Genomic DNA, 26,048 nt, shown 5'->3' with positions numbered 1-26,048 from the left:
GATGGACATAGAGGATCACCGCGTGGGAGGCTCCGAGCCCAGTCTCGTGCGTCCGTACTCGCTGACCGCCGGTCGTACCCGACCGAAGGTGGAGTTGGCGCTCGAGGCTCTCGTTGCGTCCCATCCCATATCGCTCGAACGCCAGTACGAACTGAGCAATATCGAAAACTCGATAGTCGAGTTGTGCAGGGAGTCGCCGTCGGTCGCCGAACTAGCGGCTCGACTGGGTATACCGATCGGGGTGGCGCGTGTACTTGTAGCGGACCTGATCGAAGCCGGGCATGTCCGCGTTTCGGCGACTTTGAAAGACGATTCCAGCGACGATGAACGTCGCGAGCTGATCGAAAGGGTTCTCAGTGGACTCCGGCGTATATGATTCGACGGCACAGGTCGATACCCGCCAGACCAAGCCGACTTCGGCGAAGATCGTGGTCGCAGGTGGGTTCGGCGTGGGCAAAACGACGCTGGTGGGGGCAGTTTCGGAAATCGTCCCGTTGAGAACCGAGGCTCTGGTGACAAACGCCAGTGCCGGGATCGACAGTCTCGCGGGTATCGAGAGCAAATCCACCACCACGGTGGCCATGGACTTCGGCCGGATCAGTCTGGCCGATGATCTGGTGCTGTACCTGTTCGGCACCCCGGGCCAGTACCGCTTCTGGTTCATGTGGGACGACCTCATCCGCGGTGCGATCGGCGCGGTCGTGCTGATCGACACCCGTCGGCTCGAGGACAGCTTCGCGGCGGTCGACTACTTCGAGGCGCGCAACCTACCGTTCCTCGTGGCGCTCAACCAGTTCGACGACGCTCCGATGTACCCGATCGAGGATATCCGGCAGGCGCTGGCCGTTCCGGCCGATGTGCCGATCATGCCGATCGATGCGCGACGCCGGGAACCGGCCAAGGAAGCATTGGTGCGGCTGACCGAGTACGCGCTGCAGAAGGTCACCCGGGGCTACTGATCCGGCTGCCCGTCATACTGGTCGGCGTGCCGGTGTGGACAGACGCGGTGCCGGGCGTGCCGGGGCGGCTCGGATGACACCGCCGCGAATCGGCTCCCGGCAACTGCTCGAGGCGCTGCTGGATCCGGGCTCCTTCGTGAGCTGGGATGCTCCGCCGCTGGAGGTGGCGCGGACCGGTACCTACCGGTCCGCGCTCACCCGCGCGAGCGCTGCGGCGGGTACCGACGAATCGGTGCTCACCGGCGAGGGCCTGTTGCGGGGACGGCCGATCGCGGTCATCGCGTGCGAGTTCGGATTCCTGGCCGGATCGGTGGGGGTGGCCGCGGCCGAGCGAATCGTCACCGCGGTGGAGCGTGCCACCGAGCTGGGGCTGCCGCTGGTCGCCTCACCTACGTCGGGCGGCACCAGGATGCAGGAGGGCACCCTCGCCTTCGTCCAGATGGTGAAGATCGCCGGGGCGGTGACAGCGCACAAATCGGCCGGCCATCCCTATGTGGTGTATCTGCGGAATCCGACCATGGGCGGCGTATTCGCCTCGTGGGGATCGCTCGGGCATATCACCTTCGCCGAGCCGGGCGCGCTCATCGGGTTCCTCGGGCCCCGGGTGTACGAGGCGCTCTACGGTCATCCGTTTCCCGAAGGGGTGCAGACGGCGGAGAACCTGTACCACAACGGGGTGATCGACGGGGTCGTCGAAATCAGTGTGTTCCGGCGGATCGCGCACCGCGCGCTCAGTGTCTTCAGCGGGACCCCGCGGCCGCACGATACGGCGAAAACCGCTGCCGCCCTGGAGGTCCGCCCCGGAGGTCCCGCCGCCGGGGCTTGGGAGTCGGTACTGGCTTCGCGGCGGCCGGATCGACCGGGCCTGCGCGACCTGTTGCGCCGGACCACGCAGCGGGTACCACTGAGCGGTACCGGCCAGGGGGAGACGGATCGGACGGTCGTCCTGGCCCTCGCCCGCTTCCACGGCCGACCGTGTGTGGTCTTCGGGCACGATCGCGCCCACCAGGATCCCGAGCACACCATGGGTCCGGCCGCGCTCCGGGAAGCACGTCGCAGTATGCAGCTCGCCGCCGAACTCCGGTTACCGCTGGTGCTGGTGATCGATACGATCGGTGCCGCACTGTCCAAGGAGGCCGAGGAACGCGGTCTGGCTCCCGAGATCGCCCGGTGCCTGGCCGATCTGGTGACACTGCGGACCCCGACGATCTCGGTCCTGCTCGGCCAGGGGACGGGCGGCGGTGCGCTCGCGCTGCTGCCCGCCGACCGGGTGCTCGCGGCCGCCCACGGATGGCTCGCGCCGCTGCCGCCGGAAGGTGCCAGTGCCATCGTCCATCGGGATACCGGGCACGCCCCGGAACTCGCCGCGGCGCAACGTATCAGGTCGGTGGATCTGCTGGCCGACGGGATCGTCGACCGGATCGTGCCCGAATATCCCGATGCCGCGGACGAACCGGTCGATTTCACCCGCCGTATGGTCGCGGCGATCGCCGGAGAACTCGCGGCACTGAGTACGCAGCCTCCGGCCGACCTGCGGGTGCTCAGGCAGCGCCGCTATCGCAGGCTGGGAGTGCCGGCCGCGGGCGGTGTGGATCCGCGACCCGGCGCCGGGTGAGGTTCGACGCCTTTCGCGGGCCGGCCCCCGGTGCTCAGGACTCCGGCTCGGGATCCCGCCTGCGCCAGGCCAGGATCATGGCAGGTGCGCAACCACCGGCCAGCAGGGTCGCGAGGAGCATCACACCGCCCGCGTAAGCGGTGCGGAAGGCATCGGCTTGCGGGAACAGCGCACCGCTCCAGACGAGATACATCACCGGGAACACCGACAGGCTCTGAGTCACTGTCAGGCCCAGGGACCGGGCGGTCTCGCGCTGGGCGAATTCCAGTTCGTCCAGAGTATCGGCCGGTGCGTTGTCCTGGGCATCGGCGACGATGCGCACCATGACCCAGGACGGTAGGAAGAGCAGTACGCCGAACCCGCCCAGCAACGCGGCCCATTCGAGCCCGAAGGCGCACAGCAGCCCGGCCACGAGGACCAGCGTGAGTGCGACGATCACCGTGATCACCAGGGCACGCCGGCGTCGCGTCGTGCGCCAGCGCGGCAGCATCCCGGCGATCTGTTTCTCCCGGATCAGCCAGCGCCGGACGCGGTAGGCCTCGTAGCGTTCGAGCAGGGTTTTCGGTTCGGTGGCAGCAGTCACGACGGCTGTCCTTTCTCGCGGGAATACACCTCGGCCGATAGCGGTGTGAACTCGGTTCTGGAGAACACCGCCTCCACCGGCAGCCGGAACACCTCGCAGATACGCAGGGCCAGATCCAGGCTCGGATAGTGGTTACCGCGTTCGAGCGCGCCGATGGTCTGGGGGTTGACGTTCACCGCTTCGGCCAGGGCGGCCCGAGACATCCGGTGTTCGGCCCGCAGTACGGCTATTCGGTTGAATATCGGCAGGGTTTCGCCGCGTCTTACTGGGCTCACACAATGAAGTGTTGTAAAAACACAACATTTTGTCAAATGATTGCGTCTTCGGAAGCCGGCCGGACACGGACCGCGCGTTCGTTGACCTGCCGCCGAAGCGCTTCTACCGTCGAGGCGGTGACCACTAGACGTGAGACGGGCGTAGTGCCTCCGATCGTGTTGAACGACGGGAGCCTGATCCCGCAACTGGGCTTCGGGGTGTTCCAGGTACCGGAGGACCAGGTGTTCGACACTGTCACCGCCGCGCTGGACGCGGGTTACCGCAGTATCGACACCGCGGCGATCTATGGAAACGAGGAAGGCACCGGACGTGCCATCCGGCACTTCGGACTACCCCGCGACGAGGTCTTCGTCACGACGAAACTATGGAACTCCGACCAGGGCTACGACTCCACCCTGCGCGCGTTCGACGCGAGTCTGCAGCGGCTGGGACTGGACTACCTGGACCTCTACCTCATCCACTGGCCGGTGCCGTCCGCCGATCGCTTCGTGGACACCTTCCGCGCGTTCCAGCGGCTGAAGGCGGACGGGCGGGTCCGTTCCATCGGTGTCTCCAACTTCCGGATTCCCGATCTGGACCGGCTCATCGCCGAAACCGGGGAAACCCCCTCGGTCAACCAGATCGAGTTACATCCCGGACTGGCCCAGCTCGAATTACGCGACTACCACGCGGAACACGCCATCGCCACCGAGGCATGGAGTCCACTGGGACAGGGCGCGCTGCTCGGCGATCCGGTGATCACCCGGATCGCCACCGAGGTGGACCGCAGCCCGGCGCAGGTGATCATCCGCTGGCATCTGCAACTCGGCAATGTGGTGATCCCGAAATCCGTCACACCCGCCCGGATCGTGGAGAACTTCGACATCCTCGGGTTCGAACTGTCGGCCGAGCAGATGCAGGCGATCTCGGACCTGGACACCGGAACACGCACCGGTGCCGACCCGAACACCTTCGCGGTGGGCCTGGAGAACTGAGCTGTGTTATCGGCGGCGCCTTCGGCGCCGCGGGGTGGGGCCCTATCAACCCCGGGTCTTCACTCCTTCGCTCAGTCGCTGCGCTCCTTCGCTACGTCGCTCCAGAACCGGGGCGGGCCCCACCGCTGAAGGTAGACCCATCCGGAGTGGGTGGAAGGTTGTGGAGTGTGGCGCCTCTACGGGCTGGGTGGGCGCACGGCATTTGTAGGTGCTCATCGGCTGCCGGTCTGTAGGCGGTCGGCTGCGTACTGGAACCGGTATGGGCTCCACCTGCGGATGGCCGGCCGTCCGGAGTAGACGCAAGTTGTGTGTGGGGTGTGCCTCGACTGGGCGGGTGGGTTCACGGCATTTGTAGGTGCTCATCGGCTGCCGGTCTGTAGGCGGTCGGCTGCGTACTGGAACCGGTATGGGCTCCACCTGCGGATGGCCGGCCGTCCGGTGCAGACGCAAGCTGTGTTGTGCGGTGCGCCTCGACGGGCCGGGTGGGTTCACGGCGTTCGTAGGTGTTCACTGGTTGCCGGTCTGTGGGCGGTCGACAGCGCGTACTCCGGAACCGGGCCCGTCCGCGGATACCGATCGCCCGGGGGGTGGTGTCCGCGAACGGGACGGTCTCCCGACGCCGAGATCGGGCCCTCGAGCCTTCCGGGGCCGGTCATGCTCCTGTGGCAGAGTGGGCAGTAACGCATTGTTATCGGCCGTTTGTATCGGTATTCGTTCAGCGGGGAAGGACAAACATGCTCGGGGTCAGCCGTGACGGCGATGTCGTCACTATCGAATTACAGCGCGAAGAGCGGCGTAACGCGCTGAACCTGGATCTGGTCATCCAGCTCCGGGAAGCGCTGTCCAATGCCCGCCGTGACTCCCGGGTCGTCGTGATAACGGGTCGCGGCCCGGTGTTCAGCGCGGGGGCGGATCTGGACGGTGTGTATTCCACCGAATTCCTCGACGCCCTGCTCGATATGCTGCACGAGGTCGAGGCCATGCCGGTCCCCGTGATCGCCGCGTTGAACGGTCCCGCGCTCGGCGCGGGTGTGCAGCTCGCGATGGCGGCCGATCTGCGGGTCATGGCCCAGGACTCCTACCTCGCCATACCGGCCGCGAAACTCGGTATCTCCGTAGACCGCTGGACCACCCGCCGGCTGGTCTCGCTGATCGGTGGCGGTCCGGCCCGGACCGTACTGCTCGGTGCCGAGCCGATCTCGGCATCCGACGCCTACACCTTCGGTTTCGCCAATCGGCTCGGCACCGCGGCCGATGCCCAGGGCTGGGCGAAGTCCATTGCCGAACTGGCGCCGCTGTCGCTACGCCATCTGAAACTGGAACTCAACGACGACGGCACCCGGGAACCGGCCAACAACGAACAGCAGGCCGCATTGGCGGCGGCATGGTCCAGCGCGGATGCCGAAGAGGGCAGGAACGCCCGGCAGGAGAAGCGTCCGGCCAAGTTCGTGGGCGAATGATGAGGCCACGTGCTGTCGCCGCGGCCGCGGCCGGTCTGGCCGGAATGACCGTATTCGGCTGGGTGGCGCGGGCCCTGGACGGGTTACCGGCCGCGCTCGGAGCTTCGGTCTCCGCGATCGCGCCCACCGCCACCGGGGCTCGCAGCTACCGCGACCGCCAGTTCCACAACACCGAACCGGCGTCGCCGATCATCGTGCGTGACAATCCGACCGGTCTGCTGTCGATGGTGGCCGGTATGCGGGCGGGCCGCCCGAAGAGCGCGGTACCGCTGGCCGAACCCGAACAGCCGGACGCGGCCGCCGACCTCGCGGTCACCTGGTACGGGCATGCCAGCGCGCTGATCGAGGTCGACGGGTACCGGGTGCTCGCCGACCCGGTGTGGAGCGAGCGGGTCTCGCCGTCCCGGCTGGTCGGCCCGTCCCGGATCCATCCGGTGCCGGTCGCCCTGGACGCGCTGCCGCGGGTGGACGCCGTGATCATCTCGCACGACCACTACGACCATCTCGACTCCGCCACCATCACCACCCTGGTGCGCACCCAGCAGGCGGTTTTCGTGGTGCCTATCGGGGTCGGCGCGCATCTGCGGCACTGGGGCGTACCGGAGGACCGGATCGTCGAACTGGATTGGGGCTGCGCGTATTCGCTGTCCACCCCCGGTGACGACCGTCCCGAACTCACCGTCGTCTGTGCCGAGGCCCGGCACTTCTCGGGCCGCGGCCTCGTCCGCAACACCACCCTCTGGGCCGGCTGGGCGCTCGTGGGCCCGGAACACCGGGCGTATTTCGGTGGCGATACCGGCTTCACCAAGGCGTTCGCGGCGACCGGAGCGCAGTGGGGTCCGTTCGATCTGACCCTGCTGCCGATCGGCGCCTACGACTCGCACTGGGCCGATATCCACATGAACCCGGAGGAAGCGGTGCGCGCCCACGCCGACCTCTGCCTCGGCGAGCCGGAGCACGGTGTGCTGGTACCGATCCACTGGGCGACGTTCAACCTCGCACCCCATCCCTGGGCCGAACCGGTCCGCCGCCTGGTGGACGCGGCCGCGGCGGCGGATACCGAGATCGCGGTGCCGCTGCCCGGTCAGCGGCTCGATATTCGTGACCTCCCGCCGGGGCGCCGGTGGTGGGAAGATATGGAGTGAACACTTCCGCACGGTGACAGGGAAGGAATCGGCTATGAGCTTGATGGACAACCTGAAGAATCTGGTCGGCAAGGGGCAGGAAACAGCCGCCAAGAACTCGGACAAGATCAACCAGGCCGTGGACAAGGCCGGGGATTTCCTCGACGAGAAGACCAAGGGCAAGTATTCGGACAAGATCCAGAAGGGTAAGGAGGCCGCCCGCAAGGTGGTCCCGCCGGAGCAGCCGGGCGGTCCCGGGCAGCCCGGCGGACCGGGACCGGATCCGCGTCCGTGATCCGAATACCAGCGAACGGGGTTGTTGGCCCCCGGACGTGATCCGGGGTGCCCCGGAGTTTCGGAGGTGAACCCGGGCAGCCGGATATCGAAGTCCGGCTGAGCAACCCGGACAAAGTGCTGTATCCGGACACCGGCACCACCAAAGGTGCGGTGATCGAGTACTACGCCGAGATAGCCCCGGCCATGCTGCCGCATCTGGCCGGTCGTCCGGTCACCCGTAAACGCTGGCCGGACGGGGTGGCCGCATCGTCGTTCTTCGAGAAGAATCTCCCCGCCGGCACCCCGTCCTGGGTGCCGCGCCGCACGCAGCGGCATTCCGGCCGCGAGGTGACCTACCCCGTCATCTCCTCTCAAGCGGGACTGGTCTGGCTGGGTCAGCAGGCGGCGCTGGAGATCCATGTGCCGCAGTGGCGCTTCGACGGCGACGAGCCTGGTCCGGCGACGCGGCTGGTGTTCGATCTCGATCCCGGCCCGGGTGCCGGTCTGGCCGAATGCGCGCGGGTCGCGCTCGGGATCCGGGATATGGTCGGCCAGATCGGTATGCGCGCCTACCCGCTGACCAGCGGTAGCAAAGGTATCCATCTCTATGTTCCGCTGGATCGGACGTTGAGTCCGGGCGGGGCCTCGACGGTGGCCAAACAGGTGGCCGAGAACCTGGAGAAACTGCTACCCGACCTGGTGACGGCCACCATGGCGAAGAAGGTCCGCGCCGGCAAGGTGTTCCTGGACTGGAGCCAGAACAATCCGGCGAAGACGACGATCGCACCGTATTCGCTGCGTGGCCGGGCCGAACCGAACGCGGCGGCGCCGCGCAGCTGGGACGAGATCGCGGACGGCGCGAATCTGCGGCAGCTGCGATTCGAGGAGGTGCTGCGCCGATACCGGTCCGACGGTGATCTGCTCGCGGGTCTCGATCCGCCGCTCGACGACGCCCTGACGAAGTACCGGTCCATGCGGGATCCGGCGCGGACCCCCGAACCGGTGCCCGCCGCGCCACCGCGCTCCGGCGCCGGCGACCGGTTCGTCGTGCACGAGCACCACGCGCGCCGGCTGCACTGGGATGTCCGGCTGGAACGCGACGGCGTCCTGGTCTCGTGGGCGGTACCCAAGGGGCCACCGGAGGATTCCCGGCAGAACCGGCTCGCTGTGCATACCGAGGACCATCCGCTGGAGTATCTGGATTTCCACGGCACGATCCCGGCCGGTGAGTACGGCGGCGGCGAGATGTCGATCTGGGATACCGGCACCTACCGGGCCGAGAAATGGCGGGACGACGAGGTGATCGTGGTCCTGCGCGGTAACCGGCTCGACGGCCGGTACGCGCTGATCCGTACCGAGGGCGATCAGTGGCTCATGCATCTGATGAAGGATCGGCCCGCTCCCGCGGGCGATCTGCCGCGTGGACTGAAACCCATGCTGGCGACGACCGGCGAGGTGGCCGGACTACCGGAATCGGAATGGGTCTTCGAACGCAAATGGGACGGCTTCCGGCTCATTGTGGAGATCGACTCCGGGACAATGCGGTTGCGCAGCCGTGCGGGCAACGATGTCACCACCCACTATCCCCAGCTCGCCGAACTGGCCGCCGAGCTGGCAACCCATCAGGTGGTGCTGGACGGAGAGATCATCGTCCGTGATCCCGGCGGCGCGGTGAATATCGCGCTGCTGAAGGCGAACCCGCGGCGCGCGGAATTCGTGGCGTTCGATCTGCTCTACCTCGACGGCACCTCGCTGTTGCGCAAACGCTACAGCGACCGTCGCCGGGTCCTGGCGGCGCTGGCCGCCACCGCGCCCGCGCTGTGGGTACCGCCACCCTACGCGGGCAGCGGGGCGGACGCGGTGCGACAGAGCGAACAGGACGGCGTGGAAGGGGTGGTCGCCAAACGGCTGGATTCGGTGTACCTGCCCGGGACCCGCGGCCACGCCTGGGTGAAACAGCGCAACTGGCGGACTCAGCGGGTGGTGGTCGGCGGGATGCGGCGCAGCCGGGCCCGGCCGTTCGCATCGCTGCTGGTGGGCATCCCGGCCGCAGACGGCCTGGTGTACGCGGGCCGGGTGGGCACGGGTTTCGGCGATGCGAGTATGCGCGAGCTGGCGACCCGGCTGCACCGCCTGGAACGGAAGACCAGCCCGTTCACCGACGATATGTCCGCCGACGAACGCCGCGACGCGATCTGGGTGACGCCGAGGGTCGAAGGCACTGTGCGGTATATGGATTGGACCGAGACCGGCCGGCTCTGGCATCCGGCTTGGCTGGGCGAACTGTGAGCGCCGTCGCTGTCCGGGATGCGCCCCGTGTCCCGAATTCGCTGGGTACTGTGATGCTCGAGCGAGTTCGGGACAAGGAGTAGACGGTGGATTTCAAGGGCTTGGCGAACAAGGCACTGGGTTTGGCACGCAAGAACGCCGACAAGGTGGACCCGCTGATCGAGAAGGTCGGCGACGCGGTCGACAAGAAGACCGGCGGTAAGTACGCGGGGCAGGTGGACAAGGCCCAGGAAGCGGCGCGGAAAGCGGTGCGCGACCAGAAGAAGTGATCGCGGGCGAACCGCCGGGGCCGGCGGCATCACATCACTACGGGGGACCGCACGATATCGCACGTTGTGTGCGGTCGCCCCAGTAGGCTCGGCGCCGCGCGGGTCAGATCAGTAGTTCGGCGGTGAGCGCTCCGGCGCAGACCGCTACCACCACTGCCAGGGCCAGGGCGTCGGTGCGGCCGGGAGTGGCCGGGCGGGCGGTCAGCTGCCCCGTCCCGCCCCGTGCCGTGATGGCTTCGCCCAACTCCCCGGCGCGCCGGGTGGATACCGCCATGGCGGCGGTGAGGATATCGATCACCGGATCGGTGGTGCGGTGCAGCAGATCGGGTTTGGGACGTAGCCGGCGGGCGGCGCGCAGAATACGGATCTCCTCCAGCAGCAGCGGTAGCCCGCGCAGGGTGAGGGCGACCACCACTGCCAGTTCGTCCACCGGAACGCGCAGTCTGCGCAACGGGCGACCGAGAGTGGCGAGCGCGGGTGCGATTTCGCTCATGGGGGTGGTCCAGGCGATGAGCATGGACGCCGCCACCAGGATCAGCCCGAACACCACCACCTGCGCGTAGCGCAGTACGGCGGCACCACCGACGGGCACATTGATCAGCGCGCCCAATCCGATCAGCAGCCAGAACAGGAACGGCAGCCGCGGCAGCACGCCGAGCGGTAGCCGTGCCACGAGACCGATCGCGATCAGGAACACGATCATGATGCCGAGGATCGGCCAGCTCGGCAGGACCATCAGCAGCAAACTGATCAGGAACGCGGCGATCATCTTGGTACCGGCCCACAGATTGTGGACCGGGCTGGTCACCGGGACCCGGCGCAGCAGCACCGTGCTCATCGCGTACCTCCGTGGTCGATACCGTGGGCGTCGCCGCCGCGTAACCGCCAGGCGGGGCCCGGGGCCGGGTGGTGCGCCGGACCGGGTGGGACGGGTGGAATGGGCGCGGTATCGGCCTCCGTCCCGGGGGCGGTGACCGGTGCGGCCTCGGTTTCCGGGATCCGGCCCGCACGCAGGTGGACGGTGCGGTCGCAGATGGCGGCCACATCCTCGACATCGTGTGAGATGACGATCAGCGTGAGTCCCGAATCACGGAGGCGGGCCAGCAGTTCGACGATATCGGCGCGGCCCTCCGGGTCCAGCCCGGCCAGCGGTTCGTCCAGGACGACCACCTGCGGATGAGCGGCGACGATGGCCGCCAGCACCACCCGCTTCGCCTGGCCACCACTGAGTTCTTCGATGGACCGGGTGGTCAGGGCGCGGTCCAGTCCGACGGCGTCGAGCGCCTTGCCCACGGTGCCCGATCCGGTGCCCTCGCCGCCCCAGTCGGCGACTTCCTCGCCGACGGTGTGCCGCTGCAACTGCAGTCGCGAATGCTGGAAGGCCAGTTCCACCCGGCCGATCTGTTTGCTGACCGCTCTGCCCGCGAGCTCGCACCGCCCGGTGCTGGGTGCGATGAGTCCGGCCATGATCCAGGCCAGCGTCGATTTCCCGGATCCGTTCCCGCCGACGACCAGCAGGGCCTCGCCGCGTCGCACCGACAGATCGACCCCGTGTAGTGCGGGAGCCTCCCACGGTGTGCCGCGGTTGTAGGTGTGCCGGACCCCGCGCAGTTCGAGCAGTGTGTCGCCCATGGGACGGCGGCGGTGCGCCCGGACCGGTTTCGGCCAGGCGGGCAGCCGGCCGACCATCCGGCCCGCGGCCAGATGTACGACGCGGTCGGCGGCGGCGGCGTCGGCTTCGTGATGGGTCACCAGCACCACCGCCATGGTGTGCCGTTTCGGGAGTTCGGCGAGCAGAGTCACCAGTTCGCGGCGACCGTCGGGGTCGATCATCGAGGTCGCTTCGTCGGCGATGAGCAGGGCCGGCCGACGGGCGAGGGCCGCCGCGACCGCCAGGCGCTGCTGCTGGCCGCCGGACAGGGTCGCCGTTTCCCGGCCACCCATCCCGTCCAGGCCGACCTCGTGCAGTAGCGCGTCGATATCGACTTCGGCCGCCAGCGGGGCCGGTAGACCCCAGACGACATCGTCGGCGACCAGGACGCCGAGTGTCTGGCTCTCCGGTCGCTGGAGGACCAGTGCGGTACCGCCGAGATGGCCCAGTCCGGCGGAACCGGGCCGGTCGACCGTGCCGCTGCTGGGCGGTAGTCCGGCCAGCAGCCGGGTGAGGGTCGATTTGCCCGAACCGTTGTGCCCGACCACCGCGACGAATTCACCGACCGCGACTCGCAGATCGATATCGGTCAGCGCGTCCGCGGGGGCGCCCGGGTACCGGTATCCGGCCGCGCGCAGGGTCACCGGTAGCGGTGCGATCGGGCGGTGGTCGGCGGGCGCGTCGAGCCGGTCGGTGCCGGGCAGCCAGGTGAGCCGGTCCAGGACCGAACCGAGGACGAACCAGGAGACCAGGGCGGTGACCACGGTCCCGACCATGACGGTGCTGCCGATATAGACCCACCACCACTGCAGCACGGTATCGGTGAGCTGCAGTACGCCGCGGCCCAGCGGGGCCAGGTGCTGCTGGCGGGAGGTGAGTTCGTTCAGGCCGGTGGCGGTGTTGCGGACGGTGTCGAAGAGCAGATTGCGGGTCGCGGAGAACGCCAGCAGGAACCCGATCGAGAACGCGCCCCAGGCGACGCCCGCGAGAATCGACCACCCGGTGACCGCGACGAGGCCGCCGTGGCGGCGTTTGACCGTGCCGACGATGCCGCCGATGGTGGCGGTGGCGACCATCGCCATGGCGGCGGTGAGCCCGGCCGCAACGAAGGTGACCAGGGCTGCCGATACCGAGGCGGTGAGCACGGTGCGGAAGCGGTAGCGGTGGGCGAGCAGACCCATGGGTACCGCCGCGACGAGTTGGAGCGCGGCGGCGAAGGGGACGACGGTCCCGATGGTCACCAGTCCGACGGTGACACCGCCCAGTACCGCGCCGGTGGCGAGTTCGATCGGTCGCAATGCGGTGTCGGACCCGGTGGGCGCCGGATGGTGCCCGGACTCCCGCGACGCGGTGTCGCGCGTGTTCCCGCCCGGTGGCGGGCCGTACTCGGGCGCGCCGAGCGCGGTTCCGCCGGGTTCGCCGGCGCCTCGGTCCGGTTCGCCGGGGCGGGTGGCTGCGGAGGGGTCACTCACGAACTCAAGTCTGCCAGCCGGGACGGTGGGCGCGAATCGAAGGTATTGCAAGCATGCGCATTGACGCATATGTTTGTCGGGTGGGACATGATCATACGCATCACGTATCACCGGAGAGTGCTTCCGGGAAGTATGTCGGCCGACTGGCGCTGGCGCTGGCCATCGGCGTGGGATTCATGCTGGTCGAAGTGGTGGTCGCGCTGGTCACCGGCTCGCTGGCGCTGCTGTCGGATGCCGCTCATATGCTCACCGATGTCGTGGGTATCGCCATGGCGCTGTCGGCGATCATGCTCGCCCGCAACACCCGTCCGAGCTATACCCGCACCTTCGGCTACTACCGCGCCGAGGTGATCGCCGCGCTCGCCAACGCGGTACTGCTGTTCGCGGTCGCCGGATACGTACTGATCGAGGCCGTGCGCCGGTTCGGGGAGCCGCCGGAGGTGCCCGGCGGTCCGGTACTGGCCGCGGGCGCGGTCGGCCTGGTGGCCAATATCGTGGCCTTCCTGCTGCTGCGCCGCGGCGCCGCGGAGAGCCTCAATGTGCGCGGGGCCTATCTCGAGGTACTGGCCGATATGGTCGGATCGTTCGGCGTGCTGGTATCCGCCGTGATCACGCTGACCACCGGCTGGCTCTACGCCGATATGATCGTCGGCGTCGCGATCGGCCTCTGGGTCCTGCCCCGGACCTATCTGCTGGCCCGGCGGTCGCTGCGCATCCTGTTCCAGCACAGCCCCGAAGAACTCGACGTCGAGAAGGTGGCCGACGAACTGGCCGCCGTCCCCGGCGTCTGCGATGTCCACGATCTGCACGTCTGGACGCTGACTTCGGGGATGGAGGTCGCCTCGGCCCATATCACCACCACGGGCTCCGATTCGGGGGACGAGATCCTGCGCGCGGCCCAGCGGCTGCTGGCCGACCGTTTCCATATCCAGCACGCGACCCTCCAGATCGAGACCACCGATACCGCCCGCCGCTGTGCGGAGCTGTCCTGGTGACCCCGTCATGAACAATCGAGATATCCGGCCATAATGGCGGCATGGTGCAGCGTCCGTCGATCCGGGACTGGGACTTCCCACGGGGAGTCGCCAGTGTCGCGCTCATGGCCGGATACGGCGCCGAGCACGGTGTCCCCACGACGGCGCTGCTACGCGGTACCGATCTCACCGAAGCCCGGCTGCACGACCCGGATGCCCAGATCGACGCGCACACCGAACTCGCGGTGGTGCGCAATCTGGTCCGTGAACTGGACCGCCCCGGAATGGGGATCGAACTGGGCCGGCGCTACCGCATCACCACCTTCGGGATCTTCGGATTCGCCTGCGTCAGCAGCCCCACCCTGGCCGAGGCCATCGATTTCGCGCTGCGCTATCTCGAACTGAGCTTCACCTTCTGCCTGCCGGTGACCCAGTGGGAGCACGGGGAATTCATCGGCCGCATCCACGACGAATCGGTACCCGCCGACGTCCGCCAGTTCCTGGTGGAACGCGACGTGACCGCTATGCACCAGGTGATGAGCGATCTGCTCGGCCGCCATCTGGCCCTGCTGCGGGCCGAATTCCGGTTCCCCGAACCGTCCTACGCCGATCTCATCGCCGAGGTGACCGTGGCCCCGCCCCGCTTCGGGCAGCCGCACAATCTGGTGGCGATCGATCCGGCGATCCTGGATCAGCCGCTGCCGCAGGCCAACGAGCACACCCTGGCCATCTGCCTGGCCCAGTGCCGGGACCTGGTGCACCGGCGGCGGGCACGGACCGGAATCGCCGCGGAGGTGCGGGCCCGGCTGGTACCGCGCGGCGGGCTGGACGGTCTCGCCGCGCCACCCGGTATCGATACCGTCGCCGCCGATCTGAACATGAGTACCCGCACCCTGCGCCGCCATCTCGACGCGGCCGGTACCAGCTACCGCGCGCTGCTCGACGAGGTACGCCAGGCCCTGGCGGAGGAGATGCTGACCACGACACCACTGTCGGTGAGCGATGTGGCGATCCGGCTCGGCTACGCGGAGGCCTCGACCTTCATCTACGCCTTCCGGCGCTGGACAGGCGGTACGCCCGCGGCCTATCGCCGCGCCCGCGCCGGCCGGTACTGACACCGATCAGAACGGAGTACCGATCCAGCCGCCCATCGGGACCGTGCGGAAATGCGTGATCAGCCGGTGGTCGTCGTCGACCACGTGCAACGCGACCGCCGGATCCGGTGCGTAGTCCATCACCCGCTCGGGCGGCGCGAGCTCCCATTCCCCGCCCAGCACCGACGCGGTACTCGGGCCCATGAGCAGTGGGCGTCCGGCGAATGTGGCGACCGCCGCGGTATGCGCGTGCCCGGCCAGAGTTCCGATGATCCGCTCGTCCCCGGCGATCACGGCGGCCAGTCGCTCGGGGCCGGCCAGGGCGATGGAATCCACGATCGGGCTGTGCAGGAAAACCGGTGGATGGTGCAGCGCCAGCAGCACGGCGTCGTCGGCGGAGGTCTCGGCAAGGGTGCTGTGCAACCAGTCGTAGGTCTCGTCGGTCAGCCGTCCGCCCGACTGACCGGGGACGCTGGAATCCAGCAGGATCAATGTCAGGCCACCGATCCGGTGGACGTGATTGACGGGGTCGTCCAGCGGTGCGGTGCCCAGCATCACTTCACGGAACGCGGCGCGTTCGTCGTGATTGCCCGGAATCGTGAGAACCGGCAGATCGGCCTGGAGTGCCGACCGTGCCTCGGCGTACTCGTCCGGTTTCCCGGAATCGGTGATATCGCCGGTCACCACGATCACATCGGGTCGGCGGCGCAGATCCGCGAGGTAGGCCATGACCCGTTGCGCGCGTTCGGCGTTACGGGTGCCGAGATCGAAATGTGTATCGCTGACCTGAGCCACCAGGATCATCGGACCTCCTGCGTCCAATTGCGCGCCACTGCGCGCGGGGCGTGGTCCCGATCTCCGCCGTCCGCCCGCACCCCCGCGGCAGATACGCTTCGGAAGCCGGACGGCGGGACGACCGCGCCCCTTTCAGGGTCTCGTAAGACTCGACACCGCGTGGGGTCCCGATCCGGTGTTGGGTCTGTGCACCAGCTTAGGGGAGGTGACCGGTGTGCAGAGCGTGGATATGAGCGAGGACACCGGACGACGGCGACGACGCGAGATGTGGCCGTGACCTCCCCGGTTGCGGGTGATCACCCGGGCAGCGCGGGCGGCGGGCCCGGCAGTGGCGACCAGAAGTCCGCGTCGGGCGGGGCCTCCAGGTCCAGCCTGCCGCCGGGACGCCGTTCGGCGGCCAGGCCCAGGCGCCACGAATGCAGATGGGCGCGCGGGAACGTGCCGGAGCGTTCGAACAGCGGGTCGCCCACGATCGGGTGGCCGATCCAGGCCAGATGTACCCGCAGTTGATGGCGGCGGCCGGTGATCGGGCGCAGTACGACGACGGTGTGGTCCCGGTGGCGGGCCAGCACGGTGAATTCGGTGGTCGAGGGATAGTTCTTGGTGTTCAGCAGATCGGATTCGGCGACGGACCAGCGGTCGCCGTCGCGCCGGATGGTTTCCCGGGGAGCGGCGACCCGGACGCGGTTCTTGCGGCCGACACTGAGCGGGAGTTCGATGGTTCCGGATCCGGGGAGTTCCGGGGAGCCGGTGGCGACGATCGCGAGATAGACCTTCTCGGCGGTCTGCTTGTTGAACTGGCGGGTCAGCGGGCCGTGCGCGGCCAGGTCCCGGGCGAACAGGATGAGCCCGGAGGTCACCTTGTCGATCCGGTGCACCGGGTACAGCTTCTCGCCGTACGTTTCGGCGGCCGCCACGATGTCGATATCGTGGCGTTCCCCGGTGACCGAGATCCCGGCCGGTTTGTTCAGGGCCAGAATCGCCTCGTCCTCGAGGAGCAGGCTGCGGGCGCGCAGCTCGGGCCAGTCGATATCCACCGGTCGAGCGTAGGCCCAGCACCGTCCGCCGCCTGCCCGGGTGTGGACGGGTACGGCCGGAGCGAATGCGCGGTACCGGTGATATCACGAAACTCCCGAGATCCCGGGTGGGCCGCGAGTCGGGGCCGGTAGAGGCACAATGGCGGACGTACGGCCGTGAACCAGTGATATCGCACTACGGCGGTTCGGGAAGGGTTCGCCTTTCCGGCCGCGTTCGACGACCGAATCGCCCATCGAGCGTCGTGGACCAGGTGTCCACCGGGCGCGCGAGCCAGCCGGACCGATCTCCCAGGAGTGATTGGTGGCCTCTTCGACTCCGCTGAACCCCGGCCGAGCCACGGCCGATGACAATGTCGTGGCCGGCGGGCGCACCCTGATGCTGATCCTGGCCACGGTGGGATTCGCCCTCAATTTCTGGGCCTGGGCTCTGCTCAGTCCGCTGGCGCCGCGGTTCCGCGACGATCTCGGACTGAATTCCTTCCAGGAATCGCTGGTGGTCGCCGTTCCGGTGGTCGTGGGTTCGCTGGGGCGGATACCGATCGGCGCGCTGGCCGACCGGTACGGCGGGCGACTGATGTTCCCGGTGGTCTCGCTGATCACCGTGGTTCCGGTGCTGTTCCTGGGGCTGGTCGGGCATTCGGCGCTGGCGGCGCTGCTGATCGGTGGGTTCTTCCTCGGGGTCGGCGGCACGGTGTTCGCGGTCGGGGTGCCGTTCGTGAGCGCGTGGTTCCCGCCGGAGAAGCAGGGGCTGGCGATCGGTGTGTACGGCATGGGTATGGGCGGTACCGCGATCAGCGCCCTGACCACGGTGCGCCTGGTGGACGCGGGCAATACCGCCACACCTTTTCTGCTGTGCGCGCTGGCACTGGTGATCTACGCGGTCGCCGCCTGGTACCTGCTGCGGGATGCCCCCGGCCGCACACCACCCACCGAATCGATCACGGCCCGGCTGAACCAGACAGTGCGATTGCCGGCGACCTGGGCTGCTTCGGCGCTGTACGCGGTCTCCTTCGGTGGTTTCGTGGCGTTCTCCGTATATCTGCCCTCCTATCTGCGCACCGCCTACGACCTCTCGCAGACCGACGCGGCCAACCGGATGGCCGGATTCGTGCTGCTCGCGGTGGTCATGCGACCGGTCGGCGGCTGGCTGGCGGATCGGTTCGACGCGCCGACCGTCCTCGCGACCACGCTGTGTGTCGTCGTGATCGCGGCCTCCGTCCAGGCCACGACCCCGATCTCGCACCGCTCGGCACTCTCGCGTTTCTTGCGCTGGCCGCCGCGCTGGGCGCCGGCAGTGGTGCCACCTTCGCGCTGGTCGCCCTGATCGCGCCGGCGGGCAAGGTCGGGGCGGTCACCGGGTTCGTCGGGGCGGCCGGTGGGCTGGGCGGATTCGTGCCGCCGCTGGTGATGGGAGCCATCTACGAGACCACCGACGACTACGGGCCGGGGCTGCTGGCGCTCGCGGTGGTCGCTCTGGTCGCGCTGCTGTTCACGCTGATAGTCGTCCGGCAGCAGGTGGAACACAATCAGACCTGATCCGGTACTGCGACCTCTCCGCCTTCGCCTGATGTATCCGATTCGAGGGAGGCTCCATCCGATGCCATATCTCCGCCTTCGCTCCGGCCGCCGCCGGCCGCACGTATCCGCATCGAAGGACGGGTTATGAGGCACGGACGCCGCGGCTCCAGGGAAGTGGGGCTCGATGACGGGCTGGCCGACGCGCTGGTGGGTACCCGGCGGTTCTTCACCCGGGCGGAGGTCTCCGCGGATCGGCGTTCGATGTTCGAGGTCGGTGGGCGGCAGGCGGACGAGTTCTACCGGGATCGCTGGAGTCACGACAAGGTGGTGCGGTCCACGCACGGGGTGAACTGCACCGGGTCGTGCTCCTGGAAGATCTATGTGAAGGACGGGATCATCACCTGGGAGACCCAGCAGACCGACTATCCGTCGGTGGGTCCGGACAAACCCGAGTACGAGCCGCGCGGATGTCCCCGGGGCGCGGCGTTCTCCTGGTACACCTATTCGCCCACCCGGGTGCGTTATCCGTATATCCGGGGCGTGCTGCTGGAGATGTACCGGGCGGCGAAGGTGGCGACCGGCGATCCGGTGACCGCGTGGGAGACCATCGTCGAGGACCCCGAATCGGCGCGACGCTACAAATCCGCGCGCGGTAAGGGCGGTCTGGTGCGGGCCACCTGGGAAGAGGCGACCGAGATGATCGCGGCCGCCCATATCCACACCATCGCCCGGTACGGGCCGGACCGGATCGCGGGATTCTCGCCGATTCCGGCGATGTCGATGGTGTCGCACGCGTCGGGCGCCCGGTTCGTCTCGCTGGTGGGCGGGACGATGCTGTCCTTCTACGACTGGTACGCGGATCTGCCGGTGGCTTCCCCGCAGGTGTTCGGCGATCAGACCGATGTCCCGGAATCGGGGGACTGGTGGGACGCCGGCTATCTGATCATGTGGGGGTCGAATCTGCCGGTGACCCGCACCCCGGACGCGCACTGGATGACCGAGGCGCGCTATCGCGGGCAGAAGGTCGTCGCGGTCTCCCCGGATTACGCCGACAATGTGAAGTTCGCCGACGAATGGCTGGCCCCGCATCCCGGTACCGACGGCGCCCTGGCCATGGCCATGGGGCATGTGGTGCTGCGTGAGTTCTTCGTCGAACGCGAGGTGCCCTATTTCACGAGCTATGTTCGCCAGTTCACCGATCTGCCCTTCCTGGTGCGGGTGGAGGAGACCGAGAACGGCTATCGCGCGGGCAAATTCCTGACCGCGGCCGACCTCGACCAATACGCCGGGGTGGAGAACGCGGCGTTCAAAACCGTGGTGCTCGCCGCCGACGGCCGTCCGGTCGTCCCGAACGGTTCGGTCGGCCATCGCTACGGCGAAAGCGGGAAGGGGAACTGGAATCTCGATCTCGAAGGTGTGGTGCCGCAGCTGACCGTGTTCGGCCGCACCGCGGTACCGGTGCGGCTGCCCCGGTTCGACGCCGTGGGCGGGGACGACACCACGATGCTGCGCGGTGTGCCGGTACGCCGGGTGAACGGTCATCTGGTCACCACGGTGTTCGACCTGATGCTGGCGCAGTTCGGCGTGCACCGGCAGGGGTTGCCGGGGCAGTGGCCGATCGATTACGACGATCCCGCCCAGCCCTACACGCCGGCCTGGCAGGAATCGATCACGGGTGTTCCGGCCTCGGTGGCCCTGCGGATCGCACGTGAGTTCGCGGCCAATGCCGAGGAGAGCCACGGCCGCTCGATGATCATCATGGGCGCCGGTACCAACCACTGGTTCCACTCCGACACGATCTATCGCGCGTTCCTCACGCTGACCACGCTCACCGGCTGCCAGGGCGTGAACGGCGGTGGGTGGGCGCATTACGTGGGACAGGAGAAATGCCGTCCGGTCACCGGATGGGCGCAGCTGGCCTCGGCGCTGGACTGGTCGCGACCGCCGCGGCAGATGATCCAGACCGCGTTCTGGTACCTGCATTCCGACCAGTTCCGCTACGACTGGTTCGGCGCGGACAAACTCTCGGCCACGCCCGGTACCGGGCAGTTGGCGGGTATGAGTACCGCCGATGTGATCGCGCAGTCCGCGCGGCTGGGCTGGATGCCGTCGTATCCCACCTTCGACCGCAACCCGCTGGAACTGGTCGACGCCGCCGAAGCGGAGGGCGGGTCGCTGGCCGGGTACGTGGTGTCCGAACTGCGTTCCGGCCGGATGCGCTTCGCCTGCGAGGACCCGGACGCACCCGAGAACTTCCCCCGGGTGCTGAGTGTGTGGCGGGCCAATCTGCTGGGTTCCTCGGCGAAGGGCAACGAGTACTTCCTCGAACATCTGCTGGGCACCGAATCCTCGTTGCGCGCCAAACAGACTCCGGCCGGGGCCCGCACGCGTGATGTGGTGTGGCGGCCCGACGCCCCGCGCGGAAAACTCGACCTGCTGCTGACGCTGGATTTCCGGATGACCAGCACCACGCTGTTCTCCGATATCGTGCTGCCCGCCGCGACCTGGTACGAGAAGCACGATCTGAACACCACCGATATGCACCCGTTCGTGCATTCGTTCAATCCGGCCATCGCACCGCCGTGGCAGACCCGCACCGATTGGGACGCCTTCCGGGCGATCGCGGAGAAGTTCAGCGAACTGGCCGGTCCGCGACTCGGGGTGCGCAAGGATGTGGTGGCGGTGCCGCTGTTGCACGACACCCCGGACGAACTCGCCACACCACACGGCCGGGTCGCGGACTGGAAGACCGGCGATATCGAACCGGTGCCCGGGGTGACCTTGCCGAAACTGGTGGTGGTGGAACGCGATTACGGTGCGATCGCGGCGAAGATGGGGGCGTTGGGCCCGCTGGCGGAGAAACTCGGCGGCACCACGAAGGGTGTCACCTTCGACTACGGCCCCGAGGTCGAATATCTACGGCACAAGAACGGGGTGATCCGCGGTGGCCCGGCCGACGGCCGGCCGTCGTTGCAACGCGGTATCCAGGCATGTGAGGCGATCCTGGCCCTGTCCGGCACCACCAACGGCCGCCTGGCGACGGAGGGGTTCCGGACCCTCGAACAGCGCACCGGGGTCCGGCTCGCCGATCTGGCCGCCGAACACGAGGGCAAACAGATCACCTTCGCCGATACCCAGGCCGCCCCGGTTCCGGTGATCACCTCGCCGGAATGGTCGGGGTCGGAAACGGGCGGCCGCCGGTATTCGCCGTTCACGATCAATGTCGAACGTCGTAAACCCTGGCATACGCTCACCGGCCGTCAGCATTTCTATCTCGACCACGATTGGATGACCGAACTCGGCGAGGGGCTGCCGGTGTACCGGCCGCCGCTGAACATGGCCGCGCTGTTCGGCGAACCGGTACTGGGCTCGACGGGGGAGCTGGGTGTCACCGTCCGCTATCTCACCCCGCACAGCAAATGGTCCATCCACTCCGAATACCAGGACAACCTGTTCATGCTGAGCCTGTCGCGCGGCGGGCCCAATATCTGGATATCGCCCCGGGACGCGGCCACGATCGGTGTCGCCGACAACGAATGGGTGGAGGCGGTCAATCGCAACGGTGTGGTGGTGGCGCGGGCCGTGGTCTCGCACCGGATGCCGGTCGGCACGGTGTACATGTACCACGCGCAGGACCGGCTCATCGATGTGCCGATCAGCGAAACGTCCGGGCATCGCGGCGGTATCCACAATTCGCTGACCCGGTTACTGGTCAAGCCCAGCCATCTCATCGGCGGCTACGCCCAGCTCAGTTTCGCGTTCAACTATCTCGGACCCACCGGTAACCAACGCGACGAGGTCACCGTGATCCGTCGTCGCAGCCAGGAGGTGAGCTATTAAAATGTCCGCTGGTGTGTCGACGTTCACGGAGGTAGCGAAACTGGTCGCGGGAGGCCCGCCAAGGGCTGAGTGTGCTCTGAACCGGCCCACGCCGTTCGCGCACCGAGAAATCGGTGGCCGGACCTTTGCGGTAATATCGAGATATGCAGTTGCGGTACAACTTCCGCGTCTATCCGACGCCGAGTCAGCGAATAGCGTTGGCCCGCGCTTTCGGGTGCGCGCGGGTAGTGTACAACGACGCACTAGCGGCACGGGAAAAGGCGCGATCGAACGGACTGCCGCCTATCAAGGATGCGGAACTGTCAAAAGCGTTGACAGAGGCCAAAAAAGCTCCCGAGCGTGCATGGTTGTCGGAAGTGTCTTCGGTGGTGTTGCAGCAGGCGCTGGCCGATCTGAACACCGCGTACCGGAATTTCTTCGCTTCGATAAGCGGGAAACGGAAAGGCGCGCGAGTCGGTGTGCCGCGTTTTCGGTCCCGCAAGGACAACCGGCAGGCCATCCGGTTCACCAAGAACTCTCGGTTTGCGGTTACGACGGGCGGGAAGTTGCGCCTGCCGAAGATCGGCGATATCAAAGTGGCGTGGTCGCGCAAGCTGCCCACCGATCCGTCGTCGGTCACGGTCATCTGCGACGCGGCGGGCCGGTACTTCGCCTCTTTCGTGGCCCAGGTCGACGCCGAACCGCTGCCCGAGGTGGATGGCGAAGTGGGTATCGACCTCGGGTTGTCGACATTCGCGGTCATGTCGAACGGCAAAACGATCGCTTCCCCGCGGTTCCTGCGGCAGGCCGAGCGGCGGTTGAAGAAAGCCCAACAGGCCCTATCTCGCAAGGAGAAAGGCTCCAAGAACCGGGCCAAGGCTCGGGTCAGGGTCGCCAAGGCTCACGCCCGGGTGGCCGACACCAGGCGAGATTGGGCGCACAAGCATGCCATGGCGATTATCCGCGACAACCAAGCGGTGTTTGTCGAGGACTTGTGCGTGAAGGGTCTGGCCCGCACCCGCATGGCGAAATCGGTGCACGATGCCGGGTGGGGCATGTTCACCCGCATGCTGGAAGAGAAAGCCACCCGGTATGGGCGGACCTTCGGCAGGGTGGATCGTTGGTTCCCTTCGACTCGATTGTGCTCTGTTTGCGGGACGTTGGAGGGGAAGAAACCATTGCATGTCCGAACCTGGGCTTGCACATGTGGCACAACACACGACCGTGATCTGAACGCGGCAATCAATATCCTCGCGGCGGGACGCGCCGAGAGGTTAAACGCCTGCGGAGGGGCTGTCGGTCTTTCCGCCTAGCGGGAAGCGAGCCCCTGTGAAACAGGAACCCACCGGAGCGGCGCACGAGCACCGCAGGAGGAATCTTCGCCCTTCGGTTTCAGGGCGGGGAGGACGTCAATGATGCGGGTGATGGCACAGATGGCGATGGTGATGAATCTCGACAAATGCATCGGCTGTCATACCTGTTCGGTCACCTGTAAGCAGGCGTGGACGAACCGGTCGGGCGTGGAGTACGTGTGGTTCAACAATGTGGAGACCCGGCCCGGGCAGGGGTATCCGCGCACCTACGAGGATCAGGATCGCTGGCGCGGCGGCTGGGATCTGAACCGGCGCGGCCGGTTGCAGCTCGCGGGCGGCGGCCGGTTGCGCAAATTGTTCACGATCTTCAGCAATCCGATTCTGCCCGAGCTGAGCGACTACTACGAACCCTGGACCTACGACTACGAGAACCTCACCACCGCACCCGCTCAGCGCCATACGCCGGTGGCCCGCCCGAAATCGCTGATCACCGGCGAGGATACGAAAATCGAATGGTCGGCGAACTGGGACGACGATCTCGGTGGCGCGCCCGAATACGGAGATCGCGACCCCCTGCTGCGCAAACTGGCCGAGAAGGTACGTTTCGAATTCGAGCAGACCTTCATGTTCTATCTGCCGCGGATCTGCGAGCACTGCCTGAATCCGTCCTGCGCCGCGTCGTGCCCCTCCGGGGCGATCTACAAACGCAGTGAGGACGGGATCGTCCTGGTGGACCAGGACCGGTGCCGGGGCTGGCGGATGTGTGTCTCCGGCTGTCCGTACAAGAAGGTCTATTTCAACCACCGCACCGGGAAAGCCGAGAAATGTACGTTCTGCTTCCCGCGGGTCGAGGTCGGGTTACCGACGGTCTGCGCCGAAACCTGTGTGGGCCGGCTGCGCTATATCGGCCTGGTCCTCTACGACGCCGACAAGGTGCTGGAGGCCGCGGCCACCCCGGACGAACACGGTCTCTACGAAGCCCAGCGGGAGGTTTTCCTGGACCCCGCCGACCCCGAGGTGCGCCGGGAGGCCGAACGCGCGGGTATTCCCTGGGACTGGGTGGAAGCGGCCGACCGCTCGCCGATCTATGCGCTGATCAACACCTACAAGGTCGCGCTGCCGCTGCATCCGGAATACCGCACCATGCCGATGGTCTGGTACATCCCGCCGCTGTCGCCGGTGGTCGATATCGTCCGCGATACCGGTCACGATGCCGAAGACCACGGCAATCTCTTCGCCGCGATCGAGGCGTTGCGTATACCGGTCGATTATCTCGCCCAATTGTTCACCGCGGGAGATCCCGGGCCGGTGAACGCCGTACTGCGCCGGTTGGCCGCCATGCGCAGCTATATGCGCGATATCAATCTCGGCCGTGCACCCCAGGAACGTATCGCGGCGGCGGCCGGGATGACCGGTGAACAGATCTACGATATGTTCCGGCTGCTCGCCCTGGCCAAATACGACGAGCGCTATGTGATTCCGCCCGCGCATACCGAATCCGCGCACGGGCTGGAAGAGCTCGCCACCGAATGCAGTCTGGATTACGAGGGCGGTCCGGGGATGACCGGTTCCGGGCCGTTCGGCGAGAATTCGGGCGGCGTATCGCCCATCGCCGTGGAGAACTTCCGGATGCTGCGCAACCGGCAGACCGCGGATACCGGGACCGGTGTCGGTGGGCGCGGCCGGGTGAACCTGCTCAACTGGGACGGGAAAGTGCCCGACGGGTTGTTCCCACCTGCCGAGGACGCTCCCGCAGCCGACGACACGGGCGAGCCGCGATGAAGACGACGAAGGGGCTGGACCCGGCCACCCGCGCCGCCGCCTGGCAGGTGCAGTCGCTGCTGCTCGGCTACCCCGACGAATCCCTGCGGCGCACCATGGACCTGCTGGGCACCGTGGCGGTGACGCTGCCCCCGCCGGTCGGTGCTCCGCTCACCCGGTTCCTCGGCCATGTGCGCACCCGCTCGGTCTTCGAACTCGCCGCCGAGTACGTGGAGACCTTCGATCACCGCAAGCGGTTCAGCCCTTATCTCACCTATTTCGCCTACGGTGACACCCGGAAACGCGGTGTCGCGCTGCTGCGTTTCAAACAGGCGTACCGGGAAGCCGGGCTGCAGCTCTCCGACGAAGAACTGCCCGACCATCTGTCCGTGGTGCTGGAGTTCGCCGCGTCCGGTAACGCCGAAACCGGGTTACGCCTGCTCACCGAGCATCGGGCGGGCCTGGAAGTGATGCGCCGGGGTCTGCGCGCCGGCGGATCACCCTGGGCCGATGTCCTCGAATCGGTCACCGCGACCCTGCCCGCCCTGGTAGGCACCGAAGAGGACGCCGTCGCCCGGCTCATCGCCGAAGGCCCACCGGAGGAGGCCGTGGGCCTCGCCCCGTTCACCCCACCTCAGTATCTTCCCGATCCGGTCGTGCCCCGGTCCGCGGACAAGGTCGGGGCCCGCCCCGGTTCTGGAGCGACAGAGCGAAGGAGCGCAGCGACTGAGCGGCGGAGTGAAGAACCGGGGTTAATAGGGCCCCGACCCGCGCCGCCGGAGGCGGCGC

23 protein-coding genes are annotated in these 26,048 nt (G+C 67.6%); 17 read left to right on the top strand and 6 right to left on the bottom strand.

Annotated features, from left to right (window positions below):
• The first annotated feature begins 1 nt into the window (after position 1).
• The 3 genes from ACWEWT_RS24610 (at position 2) to ACWEWT_RS24600 (ending at position 2,574) form a co-directional block, all read left to right on the top strand.
• Positions 2 to 376: a DUF742 domain-containing protein gene (locus ACWEWT_RS24610; RefSeq protein WP_030522783.1), complete on the top strand. Its 375-nt coding sequence runs from the start codon at positions 2 to 4 to the stop codon at positions 374 to 376.
• Positions 357 to 959 carry a GTP-binding protein gene (locus ACWEWT_RS24605; protein ID WP_449904965.1) on the top strand — a complete coding sequence of 201 codons (603 nt, stop codon included), beginning with the start codon at positions 357 to 359 and terminating at the stop codon, positions 957 to 959. Before ACWEWT_RS24610 ends, ACWEWT_RS24605 begins: the two co-directional genes overlap by 20 nt.
• 73 nt (positions 960 to 1,032) lie before the next feature.
• On the top strand, positions 1,033 to 2,574 hold the full coding sequence (locus tag ACWEWT_RS24600; RefSeq protein WP_452562318.1) for a carboxyl transferase domain-containing protein: 1,542 nt from the start codon (positions 1,033 to 1,035) through the stop codon (positions 2,572 to 2,574).
• A 34-nt stretch (positions 2,575 to 2,608) separates the two neighbouring features.
• Here ACWEWT_RS24600 and ACWEWT_RS24595 read toward each other — a convergent pair whose 3' ends face one another.
• Both ACWEWT_RS24595 and ACWEWT_RS24590 read right to left on the bottom strand, forming a co-directional pair.
• Positions 2,609 to 3,157 (bottom strand): hypothetical protein, encoded by a 549-nt coding sequence (locus ACWEWT_RS24595; RefSeq protein ID WP_452562316.1) that lies wholly within the window; start codon positions 3,155 to 3,157, stop codon positions 2,609 to 2,611.
• The gene (locus ACWEWT_RS24590) at positions 3,154 to 3,432 is read right to left on the bottom strand and encodes a helix-turn-helix transcriptional regulator (protein WP_452562314.1); all 279 of its coding nucleotides are present in this window, start codon (positions 3,430 to 3,432) and stop codon (positions 3,154 to 3,156) included. Before ACWEWT_RS24590 ends, ACWEWT_RS24595 begins: the two co-directional genes overlap by 4 nt.
• A 117-nt stretch (positions 3,433 to 3,549) precedes the next feature.
• On the opposite strand from ACWEWT_RS24590, the gene ACWEWT_RS24585 reads away from it, so the two are divergent.
• The 6 genes from ACWEWT_RS24585 to ACWEWT_RS24560 all read left to right on the top strand — a co-directional run bounded on the left by ACWEWT_RS24585 (position 3,550) and on the right by ACWEWT_RS24560 (position 9,825).
• Complete coding sequence (locus tag ACWEWT_RS24585; protein ID WP_452562312.1) at positions 3,550 to 4,407, top strand: aldo/keto reductase; 858 nt, start codon at positions 3,550 to 3,552, stop codon at positions 4,405 to 4,407.
• Between the two features lie 734 nt (positions 4,408 to 5,141).
• Complete coding sequence (locus tag ACWEWT_RS24580; protein WP_452562310.1) at positions 5,142 to 5,867, top strand: enoyl-CoA hydratase; 726 nt, start codon at positions 5,142 to 5,144, stop codon at positions 5,865 to 5,867.
• Positions 5,867 to 7,012, top strand: coding sequence for an MBL fold metallo-hydrolase (locus ACWEWT_RS24575; protein WP_452562410.1), 1,146 nt, complete (start codon positions 5,867 to 5,869; stop codon positions 7,010 to 7,012). The genes ACWEWT_RS24580 and ACWEWT_RS24575 overlap by 1 nt, the downstream gene beginning before the upstream one ends.
• Positions 7,013 to 7,046: 34 nt before the next feature.
• The gene (locus ACWEWT_RS24570) at positions 7,047 to 7,286 is read left to right on the top strand and encodes an antitoxin (RefSeq protein ID WP_452562309.1); all 240 of its coding nucleotides are present in this window, start codon (positions 7,047 to 7,049) and stop codon (positions 7,284 to 7,286) included.
• A 47-nt stretch (positions 7,287 to 7,333) separates the two neighbouring features.
• A complete protein-coding gene (locus ACWEWT_RS24565) occupies positions 7,334 to 9,556 on the top strand; it encodes an ATP-dependent DNA ligase (RefSeq protein WP_452562308.1) in 2,223 nt (740 codons plus the stop codon).
• Between the two features lie 86 nt (positions 9,557 to 9,642).
• Positions 9,643 to 9,825 (top strand): antitoxin, encoded by a 183-nt coding sequence (locus ACWEWT_RS24560; RefSeq protein WP_058853851.1) that lies wholly within the window; start codon positions 9,643 to 9,645, stop codon positions 9,823 to 9,825.
• Positions 9,826 to 9,928: 103 nt separating this feature from the next.
• Here ACWEWT_RS24560 and ACWEWT_RS24555 read toward each other — a convergent pair whose 3' ends face one another.
• A complete protein-coding gene (locus tag ACWEWT_RS24555; RefSeq protein ID WP_452562306.1) occupies positions 9,929 to 10,663 on the bottom strand; it encodes a CbiQ family ECF transporter T component in 735 nt (244 codons plus the stop codon).
• Positions 10,660 to 12,774: an ATP-binding cassette domain-containing protein gene (locus tag ACWEWT_RS24550; RefSeq protein ID WP_452562408.1), complete on the bottom strand. Its 2,115-nt coding sequence runs from the start codon at positions 12,772 to 12,774 to the stop codon at positions 10,660 to 10,662. The genes ACWEWT_RS24555 and ACWEWT_RS24550 overlap by 4 nt, the downstream gene beginning before the upstream one ends.
• 254 nt (positions 12,775 to 13,028) lie before the next feature.
• On the opposite strand from ACWEWT_RS24550, the gene ACWEWT_RS24545 reads away from it, so the two are divergent.
• Complete coding sequence (locus ACWEWT_RS24545) at positions 13,029 to 13,943, top strand: cation diffusion facilitator family transporter (RefSeq protein WP_452562304.1); 915 nt, start codon at positions 13,029 to 13,031, stop codon at positions 13,941 to 13,943.
• Positions 13,944 to 13,984: 41 nt separating this feature from the next.
• A complete protein-coding gene (locus tag ACWEWT_RS24540; protein ID WP_452562303.1) occupies positions 13,985 to 15,037 on the top strand; it encodes an AraC family transcriptional regulator in 1,053 nt (350 codons plus the stop codon).
• Between the two features lie 6 nt (positions 15,038 to 15,043).
• On the opposite strand, the gene ACWEWT_RS24535 is transcribed toward ACWEWT_RS24540, so the two are convergent.
• Positions 15,044 to 15,820 (bottom strand): metallophosphoesterase, encoded by a 777-nt coding sequence (locus ACWEWT_RS24535; RefSeq protein WP_452562302.1) that lies wholly within the window; start codon positions 15,818 to 15,820, stop codon positions 15,044 to 15,046.
• Positions 15,821 to 16,107: 287 nt separating this feature from the next.
• The gene (locus tag ACWEWT_RS24530) at positions 16,108 to 16,848 is read right to left on the bottom strand and encodes an RluA family pseudouridine synthase (RefSeq protein WP_452562300.1); all 741 of its coding nucleotides are present in this window, start codon (positions 16,846 to 16,848) and stop codon (positions 16,108 to 16,110) included.
• A gap of 301 nt (positions 16,849 to 17,149) precedes the next feature.
• Between ACWEWT_RS24530 and ACWEWT_RS24525 the strand changes: the two genes are divergently transcribed.
• The 6 genes from ACWEWT_RS24525 to narJ form a co-directional block, all read left to right on the top strand.
• Positions 17,150 to 18,172 carry an MFS transporter gene (locus ACWEWT_RS24525; RefSeq protein WP_452562299.1) on the top strand — a complete coding sequence of 341 codons (1,023 nt, stop codon included), beginning with the start codon at positions 17,150 to 17,152 and terminating at the stop codon, positions 18,170 to 18,172.
• 68 nt (positions 18,173 to 18,240) lie between these two features.
• Positions 18,241 to 18,384, top strand: coding sequence for a hypothetical protein (locus ACWEWT_RS24520; protein ID WP_452562297.1), 144 nt, complete (start codon positions 18,241 to 18,243; stop codon positions 18,382 to 18,384).
• Positions 18,385 to 18,510: 126 nt separating this feature from the next.
• On the top strand, positions 18,511 to 22,206 hold the full coding sequence (locus ACWEWT_RS24515; RefSeq protein ID WP_452562295.1) for a nitrate reductase subunit alpha: 3,696 nt from the start codon (positions 18,511 to 18,513) through the stop codon (positions 22,204 to 22,206).
• A gap of 143 nt (positions 22,207 to 22,349) precedes the next feature.
• Positions 22,350 to 23,498 carry an RNA-guided endonuclease InsQ/TnpB family protein gene (locus ACWEWT_RS24510; RefSeq protein ID WP_452562293.1) on the top strand — a complete coding sequence of 383 codons (1,149 nt, stop codon included), beginning with the start codon at positions 22,350 to 22,352 and terminating at the stop codon, positions 23,496 to 23,498.
• A gap of 102 nt (positions 23,499 to 23,600) precedes the next feature.
• The gene (narH, locus tag ACWEWT_RS24505) at positions 23,601 to 25,280 is read left to right on the top strand and encodes a nitrate reductase subunit beta (protein WP_452562407.1); all 1,680 of its coding nucleotides are present in this window, start codon (positions 23,601 to 23,603) and stop codon (positions 25,278 to 25,280) included.
• Positions 25,277 to 26,048: nitrate reductase molybdenum cofactor assembly chaperone (narJ, locus tag ACWEWT_RS24500; RefSeq protein WP_452562291.1), on the top strand; the 772-nt coding region annotated here is incomplete at its 3' end. The genes narH and narJ, both read left to right, overlap by 4 nt.

Source organism: Nocardia sp. NPDC003963, assembly GCF_053605105.1.
This window is presented reverse-complemented; position numbering and strand designations above follow the sequence as displayed.

Coding starts and splice junctions, on each gene's coding strand:
- ACWEWT_RS24610 (WP_030522783.1), top strand. CDS start 2: ATGGACATAGAGGATCACCGCGTGGGAGGCTCCGAGCCCAGTCTCGTG.
- ACWEWT_RS24600 (WP_452562318.1), top strand. CDS start 1,033: ATGACACCGCCGCGAATCGGCTCCCGGCAACTGCTCGAGGCGCTGCTG.
- ACWEWT_RS24580 (WP_452562310.1), top strand. CDS start 5,142: ATGCTCGGGGTCAGCCGTGACGGCGATGTCGTCACTATCGAATTACAG.
- ACWEWT_RS24575 (WP_452562410.1), top strand. CDS start 5,867: ATGAGGCCACGTGCTGTCGCCGCGGCCGCGGCCGGTCTGGCCGGAATG.
- ACWEWT_RS24570 (WP_452562309.1), top strand. CDS start 7,047: ATGAGCTTGATGGACAACCTGAAGAATCTGGTCGGCAAGGGGCAGGAA.
- ACWEWT_RS24555 (WP_452562306.1), bottom strand. CDS start 10,663: ATGAGCACGGTGCTGCTGCGCCGGGTCCCGGTGACCAGCCCGGTCCAC.
- ACWEWT_RS24540 (WP_452562303.1), top strand. CDS start 13,985: ATGGTGCAGCGTCCGTCGATCCGGGACTGGGACTTCCCACGGGGAGTC.
- ACWEWT_RS24535 (WP_452562302.1), bottom strand. CDS start 15,820: ATGATCCTGGTGGCTCAGGTCAGCGATACACATTTCGATCTCGGCACC.
- ACWEWT_RS24515 (WP_452562295.1), top strand. CDS start 18,511: ATGAGGCACGGACGCCGCGGCTCCAGGGAAGTGGGGCTCGATGACGGG.
- ACWEWT_RS24510 (WP_452562293.1), top strand. CDS start 22,350: ATGCAGTTGCGGTACAACTTCCGCGTCTATCCGACGCCGAGTCAGCGA.
- narH (WP_452562407.1), top strand. CDS start 23,601: ATGCGGGTGATGGCACAGATGGCGATGGTGATGAATCTCGACAAATGC.